The following is an 18,215-nucleotide window of genomic DNA, read 5'->3' as shown; positions in this document are numbered from 1 at the left end:
CGCCATCTTGCCCCCCGGCGAAGGCCGGGGTCCAGCTGGGCGAACCTGTCCGACCGTGCGCGACGCCATCCGGACTGGCCGTCGGCGTCCGCCGGGGCAGACCGATGCGGCGATCCGCGACATTCCGGCCTCGCCCCCGCGCCCGCCGCGACCCCAGAAGTGTTTGCCCGACCGCGGAAACGCGCTAGCGTCGCGCCGATGGACACTCCGGCCCGCAGCATTCCGCGCTCGCTCTTCGCCTTTTCGATCTTCTACGGCGGCATGGTCTGCATCGCCGGCGTGCTCGGCAACAAGCAGGTCGCGCTGGGGCCGCTGTCGGCGCTCGGGCCACTCGTCGGGCTCGGGCCGCTGGCGGTGGAGGCGGGGATCTTCGCCTTCCTGCTGCTCGTCGTCGTGTCGAGCGCGGTCGCCGAGCTGCACGGCCGGACGATCGCCAACCGCCTGGTGCAGATCGGCTTCGTGCCGCTGATCGTATCGATCCTGCTGTCGGTCGTGGTGCTGTCGGTGCCCGCCGCGGCCGATATGGAGCCGGCGCGGCGCGACGCGTTCCAGCTGATGATGGGCGGCACGCCGCGGATCTGGCTGGGCGGGATCGTCGCCTATGGCATCTCGCAGACGCTCAACGTCACGATCTTCGCCGCGCTCAAGGGGCGCGAGGGGGGCGGGCTGTTGTGGCTGCGTGCGGGCATCGCGAGCGTGCTCAGCCAGATCGTCGACACATTGCTGTTCGTCACGATCGCCTTCGCCGGCGTGTTCCCGATCGGCGAGTTGCTGCTGGGCCAGATGATCGCGAAGGTCGCGCTGTCGGCGATCCTGGTGCCGCCGCTCATCTACCTGTTCGTCGGGCTGGGGCGCCGGCTCGACCGCAGCTGACCACCCGCCGCGCGCGGGACTTTGACCGGCGGGCGTCCGCCGCTAAAGCCCGCGTCATGACCGACTCCCCCACCACCGCGGCGCTGCTCGCCAAGGCCGAAACGCTGACCGAGGCGCTGCCGTATCTCCAGCGCTACGCGGGGCAGACGTTCGTGGTGAAATACGGCGGCCATGCGATGGGCGACCCCGAACTGGCGCGCGATTTCGCCGAGGATGTCGTGCTGCTGAAGGCGGTCGGGATCAATCCGGTCGTCGTCCACGGCGGCGGGCCGCAGATCGGGGCGATGCTGAAGCGGCTGGGCGTCGAATCGCGCTTCGTCGACGGGCTGCGGGTGACCGACGCCGAAACCGCGCGGATCGCGGAAATGGTGCTGGCGGGATCGATCAACAAGGAAATCGTCGCCTGGATCGGCCAGGCGGGCGGTCGCGCGGTCGGCATATCGGGCAAGGACGCGAACCTCGTCACCGCGGTGAAGGTCGGCCGCGAGACGCCCGACACGCTGCAGGGGATCGAGCGCCACGTCGACCTGGGCTTCGTCGGCGAACCGGTGGCGGTCGACCGGACGATCGTCGACACGCTGTCGGGCAGCGGGATCATCCCGGTGATCGCGCCGATCGCGCTGGGCGCCGACGGCCACACCTACAACATCAACGCCGATACGATGGCGGGCGCGATCGCCGCCGCGCTCGGCGCGTCGCGCTTCTTCCTGCTGACCGACGTCGCCGGCGTGCTGACGAAGGACAAGGTGCTGCTGACCGATCTCGACCCCGCGCGCATCGCCGCGCTGAAGGCGGACGGGACGATTTCCGGCGGGATGATCCCCAAGGTCGACACCTGCGTCGCGGCGGTCGAATCCGGGGTGGATGCGGCGGTGATCCTCGACGGTCGCGTGCCGCACGCGATGCTGCTGGAGATCTTCACTTCGGCGGGGGCGGGCACGCTGGTCCACGCCTGAAGGCGACGCGCCCCTGTCCCCGTCGTCACGAATCCGCTAGGCCGGCGGCCGAACCCTCATCCCGGAGCCTCGCGTGATCGCGCTTACCCTCATCCAGATCCTCCAGGTGCTGCTCAACGTGGTGTGGTGGATCATCATGGTCCAGTTCGTGCTGTCGCTGCTGATCGTGTTCAACGTCATCAATACGTCGAACAATTTCGTCAGCTCGCTGCACCACGGGCTCGATCGGCTGACCGAGCCGATGTACCGGCCGCTGCGCCGCATCCTGCCCAACATCAGCGGCATCGACCTCGCGCCGCTGGTCGTCCTCATCGTCATCCGCATCCTCGACAGCATCATCCTGCCCAACATCGCGATGAGCGTGATGGCGAACGGCGCGATCTGATCCGATGGCGGCGTGGGCGGCGCGCGACGACGGCATCGTCCTCGCCATCCGCGTCACGCCGCGCGGCGGCCGCGATGCGTTGCTGGCCGGGACCGGCGCGCACCTCGCCGCGCGGATCGCCGCCGCGCCGGTCGACGGCAAGGGGAATGCGGCGCTGATCGCGCTCGTCGCGACCGTCTTTGCGGTGCCCCGTAGCGCGGTGCGGCTGATGGCCGGCGACGGCGCGCGGCTGAAGCGGCTGCATGTCGCGGGCGATCCGCACGCGCTGGCGAAGATCGCCGCCAGCCTCTATGAGGCCGCGGCATGACCGCCACGATCATCGACGGCAAGGCGCATGCCCTCGCCCTGCGCACCCGCATCGCCACCCATGTCGCCGCGTTCCGCGCCGCCACCGGCCGCGCGCCGGGGCTCGCGGTGGTGCTGGTCGGCGAAGACCCCGCCTCCGCCGTCTACGTCCGCAACAAGGGCAGGGCGACGCGCGATGCGGGGATGGAAAGTTTCGAACACCGCCTGCCCGCCGATACCGACGCCGTGACGCTGCTGGCGCTGGTCGCACGGCTGAACGCCGATCCGGCGGTCGACGGCATCCTCGTGCAATTGCCGTTGCCGCCGCATATCGATGCGCAGGGCGTGCTGCTGGCGATCGATCCCGACAAGGACGTCGACGGCTTCCACCCGGTCAACGCCGGCCGCCTCGCGATCGGCGCGGAGGGCTTCGTGCCGTGCACGCCGCTCGGCTGCCTGATGCTGCTGCGCGACGTGCATCCGACGCTGGCGGGGATGGAGGCGGTCGTCGTCGGGCGGTCCAACATCGTCGGCAAGCCGATGGCGCAACTGCTGCTCCAGCAGAGCTGCACCGTCACGATCGTGCACAGCCGCACCCGCGACGTCGCCGCGCACGTGCGCCGCGCCGACATCGTCGTCGCCGCGGTCGGCATTGCGGGCTTCGTCCGGGGCGACTGGATCCGGCCGGGCGCGACCGTCATCGACGTCGGCATCAACCGCACGGATGCGGGGCTGGTCGGCGACGTCGACTTCGCCGCGGCGCTGCCGGTCGCGGGCGCGATCACGCCGGTGCCGGGCGGCGTCGGGCCGATGACGATCGCCTGCCTGATCCGCAACACCTATGTCTCCGCCTGCCGGCGCGAGCGCATCGAGGCGATGCTGTGATCGAGCTGTTCGTCTCGACGCTGATAACCTTCTTCGTCATCATCGACCCGCTCGGCTGCGCGCCGATCTATGCCGGGCTGTCGGCCGGGGCGTCGCCGGCGCAGCGCCGCGCGATGGCGGTCCGCGCGGTCGGCGTGGCGTCGGCGATCCTGCTGGTCTTCGCGCTGGTCGGCGAGGACCTGTTGCGCGGGCTGGGGATCAGCCTGGCGAGCTTCCGCATCGCCGGCGGCATCATGCTGTTCCTGATCGCGCTCGAAATGGTGTTCGAGAAGCGCACCCAGCGCCGCGAGGATCGCGCCGCCGAGGTCGCGCGCGATCCGGAGGTGGAGGATGTGTCGATCTTTCCCATGGCGATGCCGATGATCGCCGGGCCCGGCTCGATCGCCAGCGTGATGCTGCTGATGGCGCGGACCAACGGGGTGGAGGCGACGGCGGTGGTGCTCGGGGCGCTGGGCACGATTCTGCTGCTGACGCTCGCCGCGCTGCTCGCCGCGGGGCCGTTGATGCGCCTGCTCGGCGCGCGGATCGAGGCGGTCATCACCCGCCTGCTCGGCGTGCTGCTCGCGGCGCTCGCGGTACAGTTCGTGATGGACGGGTTGCAGGTGAGCCTGCGGTAACCCGTCATCGGGACGAATGTTCGCGCGGCGAGGCCGCTGTCCTCGACCGCCGGCGTTGCGGCACGGACAAAGGGCTTCGCGCCTTCGCGCGACACCATTCCTCGCGGCGCCGGCCGGTCAATCCACCCGGAACAGCCGCAGCGGCGAATCCCCGGGCAGCGGCAGCGGGGTCAGCCACGCCGGCACCTCGCCATGCGCGAGCTGGTCGTAGAAGCCGCCCGGATCGCGCGCGCGGTAATTGGTCGATTCCGAATGGTTCGGGCACAGCATCAGCATCGTCGCACCGTGGCGGCGGATGATCGCATGCGCCTGGTCCGCACTGCCGCCGAACGCATGCTGGACGTCGAGGATCGCATCGCCGTTGCGGTGATAGGGACCGGCGATGGCATTGTGGTGCGTGACGGTGATGACGCGCGGGCCGAGATCGACGAAGGTGAAGATCGTCTGCGCCGGATAGCGGTCCAGCGCCTTCAGCACGGTATAGCGGACGCAATTGCCGGTCGAACGGTTGACCCGCTTGGTATAGGCGTTGGGCCGGTCGACCGGCAGGTATTTGATGACCAGCCCGGCGAACAGCCCCGACACGATCAGGAATGCCGCGACCGTGCCGGCGATGCGCACCGGCATCGCGCGATGGTCGAGCAGCCGCGGCAGCACGATCCAGCCGAGCAGCGTCGCGCCCGGCACCGCCAGCAGCTGCGCCGCGGGGCCGGCGCGCACCTGCCACAGCAGCATCAGGCAGGCGAAGGTGACGAACAGCGCCACCGCGGTCCAGCCGATCAGCGCGCGCGTGCCCCGCGCGCGCCACGCCCCCAGGATCACGCCGACGACGCCGACGATCGGCAGCGCCGCGATCGGGAAGCCCAGGCGGAACGGGTGTTTGTAGATCGGCTTCGCCTCGCGAACGTTGTCGAGCCAGTTCTTCTGGAGTTCGGGCGACACGCCTTCGGGGCGGCCGAGGCATTGCGGAAAGAAATGCACGAAGCCCGCCGCGATCACCGCGCCGGCCAGCACCGACAGCCCGATGCGGACGCCGCGCGCCGCCGGGTTGAGCCGCGCGAGCAGGAACAGCAGCGCCCCCGCCGCGACGGTGACGCTGAGCCAAACCGGGGTCAGCGCGTCGCAGCGCATCGCGTAATTGGCGTTGGAGGCAAAGGCGGCGAATCCGAACGCGGAGCCGCCGCCGAGGCTGAGCGCATAGGCCTGCAACCGCACCGCCTCCGCCCGGTCCCATACCCAGCGCAGCGCGAGGATCGCCCCCGCCATCGCGCAATAGGGCAGCATCTCCAGTCCGATCGAGAGGCTGACCGCGCTGGCGAGGCCGACCATCAGCCCGCCGCGCGCACCGCGCGCGTCGCACAGGCCGGCGACCGTCAGGCTCAGCATCGCGAGCTGCCAGCCATGGTGGTCGATCCGTTCGGGCAGGAACATCAGCATCGTCGCCGACGTGCCGAGCAGGAACACGATGGCGAGCGGCCAGGCGAGCGGATGGACCAGCCGCCGCACCGTCGCCGCGACCCCCAGCATCGCGATCGACAGCGGCAGCAGCGGTGCGATCCCGCACGCCAGCCGCTCCGCCCAGGCGTTGCCGGTGAACAGGCGAAAGAACAGGATCAGCCCCGCGATCGGCAGGTCGACGATGCGGCTCCAGTGGATGTCGAACCCGGCCGGCGGGTTGAGGCGATAGTTGCGCAGGTCGTACCAGCCCTGCCCGCCCAGCCATGCGCGCACCTGCATCAGCCGCATGTTGTCGTCGGTGTCGCCGAGCGACAGCCAGCGCACGAGGTTCCAGTCGCTCCACACGTACCAGACCGTCACCACCGCCCAGGCGGCGAGCGTCAGTGCGACCCAGCGCCGGTCGAGTGCGTCGGCCAGCCGATCGCGTGGGGATGTGTGCAAGCTGGTTGACCTCAAAGACGGCGAATTGGCGTTTCGTTCCCGGTGCATTGCCTTTAGAGCGGGCGCGATGGCGAGGGAAGCACCGGCACGGCTGGCGGACAAGCGCGACGACGGGCTGGTCGGACAGATGGTCCGGTTCGCGATCGTCGGCGGCCTGTCGACGCTGATCTATTCCGCCGTGTACCTGCCGCTCACGATCTGGATCTTCCCGCGCGCGCATGCCGTCTATGCGGTGCCGTTCGCCTTCGCCGTCGCGGTCACCGCCGGCTATGTCATGCACAGCCGCTGGAGCTTTCGCGGCCACGGCTCGGGCCACCGCAGCCGCTGGCAGCAGGCGCAGTTCGTCGCGGTGCAGGGCACGGGCATGGCGCTCAACGCGCTCGTCACCTGGATCGGCACCGCGCAGCTCGGCCTGCCCGCCTGGGCGCCGCTGCTGCCCGCGGTCGGGCTCGCGACGATCCTCACCTTCATCCTCAATCGCTGGCTGGTATTCGCCTGATGGACCGCATCGTCTACGACCGCATGGCCGCGCATGATTCCACCCACTGGTGGTATCGTGCGCGCCGCGACATCCTGAGCGACTATCTGACCCGCTACGGCAACCTGCCCGCCGGCGCACGCATCCTCGAGATCGGCTGCGGCACGGGGCACAACCTGCCGATGCTCGCCGGCTTCGGCAGCGTCGATGCGATCGAGATCGATCCCGCCGCCCGCGCCATCGCGAGCGAACGGCTGGGCCGGCCGGTCGGCGACGCGCCGCTGCCCGACCTGCCCGGTGTGGCGCGCGGGTCGTACGACCTCGTCGCGGTACTCGACGTCGTCGAACATATCGAGGACGATGTCGCCGCCCTGAAGGGGATGGCGAGCCTGTTGAAGCCCGGCGGCAAGATCCTGATCGCGGTGCCGGCGCACCAATGGCTGTGGAGCGCGCACGACGTCGTCAACCACCACCACCGCCGCTATTCGAAGGGCTCGCTGGCGAAGGCGATCGCGGCGGCAGGGCTCGCGCCGCGCAAGCTCACCTATTTCAACTCGCTGCTGTTCCCGCTGGCGGCGGCGGCGCGGATCGCGGGGCGGATCACCGGCCGCGACGACAGCGACGATTCGCCACCGGCGAAGCCGCTCAATGCGCTGTTCGAAACGATCTTCCGTCTCGAAAGGCACGCGGTCGGGCGGGTGCCGCTGACCCCGGGCGTGTCGATCGTGACGCTCGCCGAGCCGCGCTGACGCTGCGGTCGCTGGGGCGGGCGGCTATTCCGCCGCCCGGCGTTCCCCGGACGATTCGAATTCGGGCGACGGCTCGGCAGCGTTGAAGCCCAGCGTCGAATGGCCCTTCACCGGTCCGGCGATGTCGGCGACGAGGTACAGCGGCCGCCGCTTCGATTCGATGTAGAGCCGCCCCAGATATTCGCCGATCATCCCCAGCACGAACATCTGCGCCGCCGACAGCACGGTCACGACCAGCATCATCGACGTCCAGCCCTGCACCGGCGATCCTTCGAAGAATCCCCACAGGATGTAGAACAGCAGCAGTAGCGACGCGCCCGCCAGGATCACCGAGGCGTGGCTCGCGAAGCGCAGCGGCGCGGTCGAGAAGCCGGTAACCGCATCGAAGGCGAGGCGTACCATCTTGCCGAGCGGATAATTGGTCTCGCCGGCATGCCGCTCGGCCCGATCGTAGGGGAAGGGCACCTGGCGGAAGCCGACCCAGGCGACCATACCGCGGATGAAGCGCGCCTGTTCGGGCAGCGACAGCAGGGCATCGAGCGCACGGCGGCTCATCAGCCGGAAATCGCCGGTATCGAGCGGGATCGGCGTGTCGGTGACGCGGTCGAGCACGCGGTAGAAGGCGGCGGCGGTCGCCTTCTTGAAGATCGTCTCGCCCTCGCGCTTGCGGCGCACCGCATAGACGACGTCGGCGCCCTGAGACGCCATCGCGGCGCGCATGTCGGTCAGCAGTTCGGGCGGATCCTGCAGGTCCGCGTCGATGATGAGGATCTGTTCGCCCGAACACAGGTCGAGCCCCGCGGTCAGCGCCAGCTGATGGCCGTGGTTGCGTGACAGGTTGATCGCCACGAGGTGCGGGTCCTGTGCGGACAGCCGCTGCATCACCGCCCAGCTGTCGTCGCGGCTGCCGTCGTTGATGAGCACGATCTCGTGGTCGTCGCCCACCGCCGCCCGCGCCGCCGCCGCGACCCGCCGGTGCAGCAGTTCCAGACAGGCGGCCTCGTTGTAGCAGGGGATGACGACGGACAGGGCGGGGCGGTACATAGCCCGTCCTCCTTAGCCGTTCGCGGGCCTGTCATCCACATGTAACCGGATGCCCGGATCGCGGGGTCGCATCACCCCAGCAGCGTGCTCAGCACGTCGGGATGGAACCCCCATCCGGCGAAACCGCAGGCGGACAGGAACAGCCCGAACGCCGCAAAGGCCCATGCCGCCACCAGCAGCGCGTCGCTTTCGACCAGCGCCGCGACCGCGCAGAGCGAGATCGCGGTGGCGAGCGACGCCTCGCTGGCGTCGAACTGGTCGTCATGGACGTTGAGCGCATCGTAGCGCGCGCCCTGCGCCTGCGCCGCCGCTGCCAGCCGCGGCGCCTCGCTCCGGTAGCGCGCCGCATCGGTGGCGAGGCGGGGCGACGCGGCGGTGCCGCGCATCGCCGCGAGTTGCAGGCCCGCGATCTCCGTCATGCGCAGCTTGGTGCGCGTCGCCTGATATTCGTTCCACAGGTCGACCGATCGGGCCTGCGCCTGGTCCATCGCCTGGACGATGTTGCCGTCCTTGATGTTGCCCAGCCCCATCGCGACCGACAGGATGACGACGGTGACCGCGACGCGGCGGTTGAGGCGCTTGTCCTTCGCCTCGGCGCTGACCTCGAACTCCATGGTGCCGCCCCTGCCGTCACGGCCGCGGCGGCACCAGTGAATTGCGCGTCATGCGGACGTCATCGCGCAGGATACGATCAGGCGTAGTCCTTCAGCTCGTCGCCGGTGATGTGGACGACGTGCAGCACGTTGGTGGAGCCGGGGGTGCGGAACGGCACGCCGGCCATCACGACGACGCGGTCGCCGGCCTTGGCGATGCCGGTGCGCAGCGCCATCCGTTTCGCCTTGCCGACCATGTCCTCGAACGATTCGACGTCGCGGGTGTGGACCGCATGCGTGCCCCACAACAGGCCCAGCCGCCGCGCGGTTTCCTTGCTCGGCGTCAGCACCAGCAGCGGCACCGACGGCCGCTCGCGCGCGATCCGGCGCGCGGTCGAGCCCGAGGTGGTGAAACAGATGATCGCGGTCGCCGACGTGGTCTTGGCGATCTGCTTGGCCGCTTCGGACAGGGCGTCTGCGGTGGTCGGGTCGGGCCGCATCACGGTGAAGTGGACGCGGTCGCCGTGCATCGGATCGCCCTCGACCGAGATGCCGATGGAATTCATCATCGCGACCGATTCGACCGGCCATGCCCCCGCGGCGCTTTCGGCGGACAGCATGATCGCGTCGGCGCCGTCGTAGATCGCGGTGGCGACGTCGGACACCTCGGCGCGGGTCGGCGAAGGGCTCTGGATCATCGATTCGAGCATCTGCGTCGCGACCACGACGGGACGGCCGAGCCGGCGCGACGTCTCGACGATGCGCTTCTGGAGCGGCGGCACCGTCTGCGGCGGCAATTCGACGCCCAGGTCGCCGCGCGCGACCATGACGCCGTCGCACATCTCGACGATCTCCTCGAGCCGGTCGATCGCGGCGGGCTTCTCGATCTTGGCGAGCAGCGCCGCCTTGCCGCCGATCAGCTTGCGCGCCTCGGCCAGGTCCTCGGGCCGCTGCACGAAGCTCAGTGCGATCCAGTCGACGCCCTGCTCGACCGCGAAGGCGAGGTCGCTGCGATCCTTTTCGGTCAGCGCCGCCATCGGCAGCACGACATCGGGGACGTTGAGCCCCTTGTTGTTCGACAGCGCACCGCCGACCTCGACGGTGGTCTCGATCCGGTCGGGGCCGTGGTCGGTGACGCGCAGCACCAGCTTGCCGTCGTCGAGCAGCAGGCGCGCGCCCGGTTCGATCGCGGCGAAGATCTCCTTGTGCGGCAGCTCGACGCGGGTCGCGTCGCCCGGGGTCTTGTCCCGGTCGAGCACGAAGGTGCTGCCGCTCTCCAGCACCGTACGGCCGCCGTCGAACTTGCCGACGCGCAGCTTGGGGCCTTGCAGGTCGGCGAGGATCGTCGTCGGGCGCATGAACTGCTTTTCCAGCGCGCGGATCGCCTGGATGACGGGGATCTTCGACTGCTGGTCGCCGTGGCTCATGTTGATGCGGAACGCATCCGCGCCCGCCTGGAACAGCGTCGCGATCATCTCGGGGGTGTTGCTCGCCGGACCGAGGGTCGCGAGCACGCGCACTTTGCGCGAACGCGGCGCAATGGCAGTGGTCATAGAAAGGGCTCCTGGGGAATGGCCGCGATCCCCTCTAGACCGTATCTAGACGCGATCAACCTTTGGGAGGAATGCGTGACCGACAAACTTGCCGCTTTGCCGGATGCGGTCGCCGCACAGGCGTTCCGCCGGCTCGTCCGCCACCTGCGCCACCGCACCGACGTGCAGAACGTCGACCTGATGGGATTGTCGGGGTTCTGCCGCAACTGCCTGTCCGACTGGATCGAGGAGGCGGGCGACCTGCCCAAGGCGGAGGCGCGCGAGACGGTCTACGGCATGCCGCAGGCGGAGTGGAAGGCGCGATACCAGACCGAGGCGACGCCCGAACAGCTCGCCCGCATGGACGAGAGCATGACCCGCAACGCCCCCGATCCCGCCCGGGGTTGAGCCCCGGTTGGTAAACGCCTAGACGCCCGCCCCTACCGGTCGACGCCGGTATTCTTTCACGCGAATCAAAGAAGGGCCGCGGGCCTCCGCGGCGGGGTGGGACGATGGCGGACGAACGGCAAGAAGGCATGGGCGGCGGTCAGGTCGCAGCGGACGAACTGCGCCTGCTGATCGAGCGCGCCGAGCGCCTCGAGGAAGAGAAGAAGGGCATCACCGACGACATCAAGGACGTGATGGCGGAGGCGAAGGGCCGCGGCTACGACCCCAAGGCGATCCGCAAGATCCTCTCGATCCGCAAGAAGAAGAAGGAAGAATATCAGGAGGAGGAAGCGATCCTCGAGGTGTACATGCAGGCACTCGGCATGATCTGACCCGGCGGGCGGCTTGACCCGGCCGAGCGGCACTGTCTTAATGGTGCGATACACCATGATGACGGATTTGCCGATGATCGCCCGACACGCCGCCTTCCTCCTGCCTGTCGTCGTCGCGACGGCTGCGCCGGTCGCGGCGCAACGCACGCCCGACGCTGCCGGCCTCGAACGCGTGGTCGATCGCTTCAACGCCGCACGCGGGGCCTTCGACCCGGCCGCGCTCGCCGCGACGCTGGCGCCCGGGTTCGAGGAGATTTCGCCGGGGGGCGATATCGACGATCGGGCGCGGGTGCTCGGTTTCTATGCCGCGGACCAGCGCCGTCCCGCTCCCGCGATCGAGCGCGACGAGCGTCGCACCGCCCTGCGACCCGGCTTCGGCGTCACCACCGAGCGAGTGAGCTTCCGCATCGCGCGGCCGGATGGCACGACGGCGACGCGGTCGCTGCGTGCCCGCTACGTCGGCCTGCGGCGCGGTGCCGACTGGCTGCTGGTATCGGCGCAATATACCCCGATCCCGTCCGGCCCCGCTCCCTCGACGTCGGCAAAGTGACGGCGGCGCGGCCGTGATCGGGCTCGCGGCTGGCGTCGCCGCCGCGGCCGCCGCGATCAACCTGCTGACCGTAGTGGCCTTCGCGCACGACAAGCGGCGTGCGATCCACGGCGGCTGGCGGGTTCGCGAAGCGACGCTGCTGGGGCTCGCGCTAATCGGCGGATCGCCGGGCGCGATATGGGCGCGACGCCACTTCCGGCACAAGACGCGCAAGCGGCCGTTCACCACCTGTCTGGACGTCATCGCGATGGTGCAGGCGGGCGTCGCCCTCGGGATGGCGACGCTGCTGCTCCGCTAGGGCCGGATGTCGCGCGGCTACCCGCGGTGCATAGGCGTCAGGCCGCCTCGCTCGCCGCCGTCGTCCAGCCCAGCCGCGGGATCGTGATCGAGCGCTTCCCCGACAAATCGACGCGGGCGACGAACAATTCGCGGCTCTCGATATAGCCGATCAGGCGGCGGACCCGGCCGAGCGAGCTGGTGCCGTAGGTTTCGGCCAGTGCGGTGTCGGACGGGCAGGGCTCGCCGCCCTTCGCCGCGCGCGCGACCAGCAGGAACGCGCCGATCATGTCGTCGGGCAACGAATAGGCGAGCGCCATCGCCTCGGCCCATTGCGGGTCGGTGACGTCGAAGATCCCCGCGCGCGCCGCCGACAGCCGGCGGGTGAAGCCGGGCAGGTCGAGCGGCGGTTTGGCCAGTCCCGCCATCCGGCAGCGGACCTGGAAATCCTGGAACAGCACCGACGGTGGCCGCAGCGCCGATTCGCGGTCGGCGACGATCGCCTCCAGCACGCCGGCATAGATCGTCTCGACCTCGCCGTCCGACTTGTCGGGCAGCGGCGCGAGCGTCGTCTGCTGCGACGCCGGCCGCTCGATCGTGTCGAGCAGCTCGTCGGCGGGGACCCGCCGCGGCCGGGGATCGAAGCTCATCGGCAGCTGCGGCGCCTCTTCGGGCGGCGGCGCGAAGATCAGCTGCTGGAGGTTTTCCGCGGGCGCGCTCGGCAGCGGCGTCAGCTTCGGGCTGCCGCTGCGCGCGGAGGTCGCGACCTGGCCGATCCGCACCGTGATCGGGCGCCGCGACACCGCCGGCCCCAGCGCGAGGAAGGTCCCGCGGGCAAGATCGCGGATCACGTCGGCCTGCCGCCGCTCCATCCCCAGCAGGTCGGCGGCGCGCGCCATGTCGATGTCGAGGAAGGTGCGCCCCATCAGGAAGTTGGACGCCTCCGCCGCGACGTTCTTGGCGAGCTTCGCCAGCCGCTGCGTCGCGATGACGCCGGCGAGGCCGCGCTTGCGCCCGCGGCACATCAGGTTGGTCATCGCCGACAGCGACGCGCGGCGCACCTCTTCGGCGACCTCGCCGCCGGTGGTCGGCGCGAACAATTGCGCCTCGTCGACGACGACCAGCGCGGGATACCAATGCTCGCGCGGCGCGTCGAACAGCGCGGACAGGAAGGCGGCGGCGCACCGCATCTGGCCCTCCGCCTCCAGCCCTTCGAGGCTCAGCACCACGCTGGCGCGATGTTCGCGCAGGCGGGTGGCGATCCGCGCGATCTCGGGCACCGAATAATCCGCCGCCTCGATCACGACATGGCCATAGGCGGGGCCGAGCGTGACGAAGTCGCCCTCCGGGTCGATCACCACCTGTTGCACCTGGCCCGCCGATCCTTCGAGCAGCCGGCGCAGCAGGTGCGACTTTCCCGACCCCGAATTGCCCTGGACGAGCAATCGGGTGGCGAGCAGTTCTTCGAGGTCCATGGTCACGGGCGCGCCGCGGTCGTCGCTGCCCATGTCTACGCTGACGGTCATTGCGATCCGCGTTTGGCCGATGCAGGGGGGCGGGGGCAAGCGCTTTGCGCCCAACGCCGCCGCGGTTGCCGGTCGCCGACCGGTCCGTTACGGCGCGAACCGATCATCCGACCCGAGGACGCACCCGATGGCCCAGCTCCCGCTCGCCGATCTCGCCCAGCGGCTGCTGCGCAAGCCCGCCCACGCGCTCGACGACGAGGAACGCCGCGTCCTCGACAGCATCGACAGCGGCACGATCGTCAGCCGCGACGCTGCCGACGAGGCCGACGCGCGCGCCAGCTTCGGCGAACGCCTGTCCGACCGCGTCGCCGCGATCGGCGGATCGTGGAGCTTCATCATCGCCTTCACCGCGGTGCTGCTCGGCTGGATGCTGCTCAATTCCGACGTGCTCGCGCATTTCGGCGCGGCGTTCGATCCCTTTCCCTACATCTTCCTCAACCTGATGCTGTCGACGGTCGCGGCGATCCAGGCGCCGGTCATCATGATGAGCCAGAACCGCCAGGCGGCGAAGGACCGGCTGGCCGCCAGCCTCGACTATGAAACCAACCTCCGCGCGGAACTCGACATCCTGCGCCTGCACCAGAAGCTGGACGGCGTGGTGCTGGACAGGCTCGCGGCGCTCGAGGCGAAGATCGACGGGCTGGCGGACCGCGCCCCCGCGGCCTAAGGCGGGGGGAGTATCGTTTCAGAGGCAGTCATGGCAGGCCATTCCAAGTTCAAGAACATCATGCACCGCAAGGGCGCGCAGGATAAGAAGCGCTCGGGCATGTTCTCCAAGCTCAGCCGCGAAATCACCGTGGCGGCGAAGATGGGGCTGCCCGATCCGGACATGAACCCGCGGCTTCGCGCCGCGGTCAACGCCGCCAAGGCGCAGTCGATGCCCAAGGACAACATCCAGCGCGCGATCGACAAGGCGTCAAAGGGCGACACCGAGAATTACGAGGAAATCCGCTACGAGGGCTTCGGCCCGGCGGGCGTCAGCCTCATCATCGAGGCGCTGACCGACAACCGCAATCGCACCGCCACCAACGTGCGCACCGCGGTCGCCAAGAACGGCGGCAACCTGGGTGCGAGCGGTTCGGTGAGCCATGCGTTCGACCGTGTCGGCCTCGTCACCTACCCGGCGTCGGCGGGCGACGGCGAAAAGGTGTTCGAGGCGGCGCTGGAGGCCGGTGCGGAGGACGTCACCTCGACCGAGGAGGGGCACGAGATCTGGACCGCGGTCGCCGACCTGCACGAGGTCGCCAAGGCGCTCGAACCGGTGCTCGGCGAGGCGGAGGGCGCGAAGCTCGCCTGGCGCCCGCAGACGATGGTCGACGTCGGCGAGGGCGATGCGGCCACGCTGTTCAAGCTGATCGACGCGCTCGACGACGACGACGACGTCCAGACGGTGTGGGGCAATTACGAGGTATCGGACGCCGTGATGGAGAAGCTGGGTTGAGCCACTGGGCCTGGCTCGGCCTCGCCGCCACGGCCTATTGCCTGATCCGCGGTGTCGTCGACCTGCGGCGACGATCCTATGGCTGGGGTGTCGCGGGGCTAGCCAGCGGGATCGTCATGCTGATGATTCCCAACCCGAACGACGTGGTAACTGTGACGCTGCCGATCGCCGGAGCGTCGCGCTGATCATCCTCGGTCTCGATCCCGGACTGGGCACGACCGGCTGGGGCGTCATCCATGCCGACGGCAACCGGTTGCGGCATATCGCCAATGGCCAGATCAAGACCGATCCGTCGATGGCGTTGCCGCGGCGGCTGTCCAACCTGCACGCCGCGCTCATCGACGTCATCCTCGCCGAACGCCCCGACGGCGCCGCGGTCGAGGAGGTGCTGGGCAACACCAACGCGCAATCGACGCTGAAGCTCGGGCAGGCGCGCGGCGTGGTGCTGCTCGCCGCGGCGGGCGCCGGGCTGCATATCGGCGAATATCATCCCTCGACCGTCAAGAAGGCAGTCGTCGGCACCGGCGGCGCCGAAAAGCGCCAAATCCAGGCGATGATGGCGGTGCTGCTGCCCGGTGCGAAACTGGCTGGGCCGGATGCGGCGGACGCGCTGGCGGTGGCGATCACCCATGCGCATCATCTGGCGTCCGCGCAGGGCATGGCACGGCGTGCCCGGGTGACGGCATGATCGCCCACCTCAAGGGCCGGCTCGATTCGACCGGCGTGGACCATGCCGTGATCGATGTCGGCGGCGTCGGCTATCTGGTCGGCGCATCGGCGCGGACGCTCGCGGCGATCGGTCCGGTCGGCGAGGCGGCGATGCTGCATACCGAGATGCTGGTCGCGGAGGATTCGATTCGCCTCGTCGGTTTCGCGCGCGCCGAGGAACGCGACTGGTTCCGGCTGCTCACCGGCGTGCAGGGCGTCGGCGCCCGCGTCGCGCTCGCCATCCTGTCGGCGCTCGACACGCAGGAGATCGCGCGCGCGGTATCGGCGCAGGACAAGGCGATGGTGGCGCGCGCGAACGGCGTCGGGCCGAAGCTCGCCGAACGGATCGTCCGCGAACTGAAGGACAAGGTCGGCACGGTCGCATTGGGCCCTGCCGCCGCGGCGCAGGTCGTGCCGGTCGGTGCGGCGGCCGATGCGGTATCGGCGCTGCTCAACCTCGGCTTCCGTCCGGCGGAGGCGGCGGCGGCGGTCGGCGCGGCGGAAGAGGATCTGGGCGCGGGCGCGACGCTGGATGCGCTGGTGCGTCTCGCGCTGCGCAAGGCCGCCAAGGGCTGAGGGCCGACAGGCCGCGATCGGCAGCGGGCCTGCCCCGGCGACGGCCGAAGCCCGATCGGAAACCGTGGGAGATGGCGCGCGGTGCCCCGATCGCATCCTGCACAGCCGGCCCACGGGCTTTGCCCGGGACGCGGGCACGGCGCGTTATCGCCTCGACCTGCGGCGGTTGCCGTCTGTCACATCAGAAGAAAGTGGTGCGGCCGAGAAGACTCGAACTTCCACGGGCTTTCGCCCACAACGACCTCAACGTTGCGCGTCTACCAATTCCGCCACGGCCGCACGTGAAGAACACCGGGCGAAACCGGCATCTGGCAGGCGCAGGCCACTAGCAAAGGGTTTCGGGGTCCGCAACGCCCCTTTTCGATGGGGCGGCGCTTTTCATCGCATGGACGTTATCAGTTCGCGCTCGCGCCGCCGCTTTCGCCGACGAAGCTGAGTTCCAGCCGCTTAGAGTTCGCCGGCACGTCGAGCTTGGCCGAATTGAAATCGATCGCGCCACCGGGGTTCAGCGTCCGCTGCTGCGGCGTGATCGTCCAGCTGTAGACGATGCGGCCCTGCGCATCGCGCAGTTCGGCGCGGATGTCGGGGACGCGCTGGCGCTCGCCCGAGGGGTTGGTGACCTGGCCGCTGACCGCGAACAGCTCGGATCCGTTCTCCAGCTCGCGCCGCTCGATCGGATTGTCCTTCAGCCGCAGCGGCGATTCCTCCGCGCCGACGGGCAGGCCGATCCGCGCGAGCAGGCCGGGTGCGCCCAGGTACAGGATGGCGCCGACCCCGGCGATCATCAGCAGGCCCGTCAGGATCGCGATGATCGTCCAGCGCCGCGAGCTGTTGCGGCGCGGGCGGAAGGGCGGGCGATGCGCGAAGGCGTCGTAATCGGGTGCGGCGACGAGCGGTTCGGCCGGTGCCGGGGTGCCGCGCATCGCCGGAATCACCGCGGGTTCGAGGAACGGCGGGGTTTCGTCCTCCTCGTCCTGCGCCGTGGCGGGGGGCGCCTCCGGGCCCGCGGCGGGTGGCGGTGGCGCGTCGTCGTCCGGCGCGGGGGGATCCTGGAACCAGCTGTGCCGGCAGTTGGCGCATCGCACGGTGCGGCCCTCGGCCCCGATCGCGCTGTCGGGCACCAGATATCGGGTGCTGCATTCGGGGCATTCGAGGATCATGCGCAAGGCTTCACGGCAGGGACGCGGAACGATGACCGCGGCAGTAACGATTCTAAGCACGTACCCCGCCCGCGTGGCAAGCTTGAAGCCGCGCCCCGCCCATGCGAAGGCATCGGGCGAGGCCGGATCGTGCCGGCGCAGCGCCGGCGCCACGCCTCGACGGGAGCGGTCGCGGCCAGGCGCATGGCAAATATCGTCCAGTTCGAGAATGTTGGGCTGCGCTACGGCACCGGCGAGGAAACGCTGTCCGACATCAGTTTCACGCTGGGCAGCGGCGCCTTCTACTTTCTCACCGGCGCGAGCGGGGCGGGCAAGACGTCGCTGCTGAAGCTGCTCTACCTCGCGCAGCGGCCGAGCCGCGGGATCATCCGCCTGTTCGGCGAGGATGCGGTGACGATGCCGCGCAGCCGCCTGCCCGGGTTCCGCCGCCGCATCGGCGTGGTGTTCCAGGACTTCCGCCTCGTCCCCCACCTGTCGGCGTGGGACAATATCGCGCTGCCGCTGCGCGTCGCGGGCGTGTCGGACAGCGATATCGAACAGCCGGTGCGCGAGATGCTCGCCTGGGTCGGGCTGGCGGAGCGCGCGCACGCGCGACCCGCGACGCTGTCGGGCGGCGAGCAGCAGCGCGTCGCGATCGCGCGCGCGGTGATCGGCCGGCCCGAGGTGCTGGTCGCGGACGAACCGACCGGCAACGTCGATGCCGACATGGCGGACCGGCTGATCCACCTGTTCGAATCGCTCAACAAGCTCGGCACCACCGTGGTCGTCGCGACGCACGACCTCCAGCTGCTCGGCCGGGTGCAGGGCGCCCAGATGATGCGCCTCGACAAGGGGCGACTGCACGATCCGACCGGCGTGCTGCGCTATCCGCCGTCCGCGCGGGGGCATGCATGAGGACGCCGG

General features: G+C 70.0%; 24 protein-coding genes and 1 tRNA gene. 18 read left to right on the top strand and 7 right to left on the bottom strand.

What is annotated here, in order from left to right; all coding sequences use genetic code 11:
* Positions 1 to 198: 198 nt before the first annotated feature.
* The 6 genes from LPN01_RS11325 (at position 199) to LPN01_RS11300 (ending at position 4,001) form a co-directional block, all read left to right on the top strand.
* Positions 199 to 873 (top strand): queuosine precursor transporter, encoded by a 675-nt coding sequence (locus LPN01_RS11325; RefSeq protein WP_262828525.1) that lies wholly within the window; start codon positions 199 to 201, stop codon positions 871 to 873.
* Between the two features lie 56 nt (positions 874 to 929).
* On the top strand, positions 930 to 1,829 hold the full coding sequence (gene argB, locus LPN01_RS11320; RefSeq protein ID WP_262828524.1) for an acetylglutamate kinase: 900 nt from the start codon (positions 930 to 932) through the stop codon (positions 1,827 to 1,829).
* Positions 1,830 to 1,902: 73 nt separating this feature from the next.
* A complete protein-coding gene (locus tag LPN01_RS11315; protein ID WP_262828523.1) occupies positions 1,903 to 2,214 on the top strand; it encodes a YggT family protein in 312 nt (103 codons plus the stop codon).
* 4 nt (positions 2,215 to 2,218) lie between these two features.
* On the top strand, positions 2,219 to 2,521 hold the full coding sequence (locus LPN01_RS11310) for a DUF167 family protein (RefSeq protein ID WP_262828522.1): 303 nt from the start codon (positions 2,219 to 2,221) through the stop codon (positions 2,519 to 2,521).
* Entirely contained in the window at positions 2,518 to 3,384 is an 867-nt protein-coding gene (gene folD / locus LPN01_RS11305) for a bifunctional methylenetetrahydrofolate dehydrogenase/methenyltetrahydrofolate cyclohydrolase FolD (protein ID WP_262828521.1), read from the top strand. Before LPN01_RS11310 ends, folD begins: the two co-directional genes overlap by 4 nt.
* Positions 3,381 to 4,001, top strand: a complete 621-nt coding sequence (locus LPN01_RS11300; protein WP_262828520.1) for a MarC family protein — start codon at positions 3,381 to 3,383, stop codon at positions 3,999 to 4,001. Before folD ends, LPN01_RS11300 begins: the two co-directional genes overlap by 4 nt.
* Positions 4,002 to 4,118: 117 nt before the next feature.
* Here the strand turns inward: LPN01_RS11300 and LPN01_RS11295 are convergent, their stop codons facing one another.
* Positions 4,119 to 5,900: an AcrB/AcrD/AcrF family protein gene (locus LPN01_RS11295; protein WP_262828519.1), complete on the bottom strand. Its 1,782-nt coding sequence runs from the start codon at positions 5,898 to 5,900 to the stop codon at positions 4,119 to 4,121.
* Between the two features lie 67 nt (positions 5,901 to 5,967).
* On the opposite strand from LPN01_RS11295, the gene LPN01_RS11290 reads away from it, so the two are divergent.
* Together LPN01_RS11290 and LPN01_RS11285 are read left to right on the top strand one after the other, a co-directional pair.
* Positions 5,968 to 6,399: a GtrA family protein gene (locus LPN01_RS11290; protein ID WP_262828518.1), complete on the top strand. Its 432-nt coding sequence runs from the start codon at positions 5,968 to 5,970 to the stop codon at positions 6,397 to 6,399.
* Positions 6,399 to 7,127, top strand: coding sequence for a class I SAM-dependent methyltransferase (locus tag LPN01_RS11285; RefSeq protein WP_262828517.1), 729 nt, complete (start codon positions 6,399 to 6,401; stop codon positions 7,125 to 7,127). The genes LPN01_RS11290 and LPN01_RS11285 overlap by 1 nt, the downstream gene beginning before the upstream one ends.
* A gap of 24 nt (positions 7,128 to 7,151) precedes the next feature.
* Here LPN01_RS11285 and LPN01_RS11280 read toward each other — a convergent pair whose 3' ends face one another.
* The 3 genes from LPN01_RS11280 to pyk all read right to left on the bottom strand — a co-directional run bounded on the left by LPN01_RS11280 (position 7,152) and on the right by pyk (position 10,317).
* The gene (locus tag LPN01_RS11280; RefSeq protein ID WP_262828516.1) at positions 7,152 to 8,171 is read right to left on the bottom strand and encodes a glycosyltransferase family 2 protein; all 1,020 of its coding nucleotides are present in this window, start codon (positions 8,169 to 8,171) and stop codon (positions 7,152 to 7,154) included.
* Positions 8,172 to 8,242: 71 nt separating this feature from the next.
* On the bottom strand, positions 8,243 to 8,785 hold the full coding sequence (locus tag LPN01_RS11275; protein WP_262828515.1) for a DUF4337 domain-containing protein: 543 nt from the start codon (positions 8,783 to 8,785) through the stop codon (positions 8,243 to 8,245).
* A 77-nt stretch (positions 8,786 to 8,862) separates the two neighbouring features.
* Complete coding sequence (gene pyk / locus LPN01_RS11270) at positions 8,863 to 10,317, bottom strand: pyruvate kinase (protein ID WP_262828514.1); 1,455 nt, start codon at positions 10,315 to 10,317, stop codon at positions 8,863 to 8,865.
* Positions 10,318 to 10,392: 75 nt separating this feature from the next.
* Here pyk and LPN01_RS11265 point away from each other — a divergent pair, with 75 nt between their 5' ends.
* The 4 genes from LPN01_RS11265 to LPN01_RS11250 all read left to right on the top strand — a co-directional run bounded on the left by LPN01_RS11265 (position 10,393) and on the right by LPN01_RS11250 (position 11,923).
* Positions 10,393 to 10,704 (top strand): DUF1244 domain-containing protein, encoded by a 312-nt coding sequence (locus tag LPN01_RS11265; protein WP_262828513.1) that lies wholly within the window; start codon positions 10,393 to 10,395, stop codon positions 10,702 to 10,704.
* A 104-nt stretch (positions 10,705 to 10,808) separates the two neighbouring features.
* On the top strand, positions 10,809 to 11,075 hold the full coding sequence (locus tag LPN01_RS11260) for a DUF2312 domain-containing protein (RefSeq protein ID WP_163957181.1): 267 nt from the start codon (positions 10,809 to 10,811) through the stop codon (positions 11,073 to 11,075).
* 73 nt (positions 11,076 to 11,148) lie between these two features.
* On the top strand, positions 11,149 to 11,625 hold the full coding sequence (locus LPN01_RS11255) for a nuclear transport factor 2 family protein (RefSeq protein ID WP_262828512.1): 477 nt from the start codon (positions 11,149 to 11,151) through the stop codon (positions 11,623 to 11,625).
* A 13-nt stretch (positions 11,626 to 11,638) separates the two neighbouring features.
* Entirely contained in the window at positions 11,639 to 11,923 is a 285-nt protein-coding gene (locus LPN01_RS11250) for a DUF1294 domain-containing protein (RefSeq protein ID WP_262828511.1), read from the top strand.
* Between the two features lie 37 nt (positions 11,924 to 11,960).
* On the opposite strand, the gene LPN01_RS11245 is transcribed toward LPN01_RS11250, so the two are convergent.
* On the bottom strand, positions 11,961 to 13,427 hold the full coding sequence (locus LPN01_RS11245; RefSeq protein WP_262828510.1) for an ATP-binding protein: 1,467 nt from the start codon (positions 13,425 to 13,427) through the stop codon (positions 11,961 to 11,963).
* A gap of 127 nt (positions 13,428 to 13,554) precedes the next feature.
* Here LPN01_RS11245 and LPN01_RS11240 point away from each other — a divergent pair, with 127 nt between their 5' ends.
* The 5 genes from LPN01_RS11240 to ruvA are packed head-to-tail and all read left to right on the top strand — an operon-like array spanning position 13,555 to position 16,152.
* A complete protein-coding gene (locus tag LPN01_RS11240) occupies positions 13,555 to 14,094 on the top strand; it encodes a DUF1003 domain-containing protein (protein ID WP_262828509.1) in 540 nt (179 codons plus the stop codon).
* Positions 14,095 to 14,124: 30 nt separating this feature from the next.
* Positions 14,125 to 14,868: a YebC/PmpR family DNA-binding transcriptional regulator gene (locus LPN01_RS11235; RefSeq protein WP_262828508.1), complete on the top strand. Its 744-nt coding sequence runs from the start codon at positions 14,125 to 14,127 to the stop codon at positions 14,866 to 14,868.
* Positions 14,865 to 15,053, top strand: coding sequence for a hypothetical protein (locus LPN01_RS11230; protein WP_262828507.1), 189 nt, complete (start codon positions 14,865 to 14,867; stop codon positions 15,051 to 15,053). Before LPN01_RS11235 ends, LPN01_RS11230 begins: the two co-directional genes overlap by 4 nt.
* A complete protein-coding gene (gene ruvC, locus LPN01_RS11225) occupies positions 15,050 to 15,556 on the top strand; it encodes a crossover junction endodeoxyribonuclease RuvC (protein ID WP_262828546.1) in 507 nt (168 codons plus the stop codon). Before LPN01_RS11230 ends, ruvC begins: the two co-directional genes overlap by 4 nt.
* Positions 15,553 to 16,152, top strand: a complete 600-nt coding sequence (gene ruvA, locus LPN01_RS11220; RefSeq protein WP_262828506.1) for a Holliday junction branch migration protein RuvA — start codon at positions 15,553 to 15,555, stop codon at positions 16,150 to 16,152. The genes ruvC and ruvA overlap by 4 nt, the downstream gene beginning before the upstream one ends.
* Positions 16,153 to 16,344: 192 nt before the next feature.
* On the opposite strand, the gene LPN01_RS11215 is transcribed toward ruvA, so the two are convergent.
* Together LPN01_RS11215 and LPN01_RS11210 are read right to left on the bottom strand one after the other, a co-directional pair.
* Positions 16,345 to 16,431: transfer RNA gene (locus LPN01_RS11215), tRNA-Leu, on the bottom strand.
* Positions 16,432 to 16,547: 116 nt separating this feature from the next.
* The gene (locus tag LPN01_RS11210) at positions 16,548 to 17,312 is read right to left on the bottom strand and encodes an MJ0042-type zinc finger domain-containing protein (protein ID WP_262828505.1); all 765 of its coding nucleotides are present in this window, start codon (positions 17,310 to 17,312) and stop codon (positions 16,548 to 16,550) included.
* Between the two features lie 183 nt (positions 17,313 to 17,495).
* Here LPN01_RS11210 and ftsE point away from each other — a divergent pair, with 183 nt between their 5' ends.
* Complete coding sequence (ftsE, locus tag LPN01_RS11205) at positions 17,496 to 18,206, top strand: cell division ATP-binding protein FtsE (protein ID WP_262828504.1); 711 nt, start codon at positions 17,496 to 17,498, stop codon at positions 18,204 to 18,206.
* Positions 18,207 to 18,215 lie beyond the last annotated feature (9 nt).

Origin of the sequence: Sphingomonas sp. A2-49 (genome assembly GCF_025548555.1) — a bacterium.
GTDB lineage: Bacteria > Pseudomonadota > Alphaproteobacteria > Sphingomonadales > Sphingomonadaceae > Sphingomonas.
The sequence above is the reverse complement of the archived record's forward strand: the minus strand, read 5'-3'. Positions and strand labels throughout refer to the sequence as shown.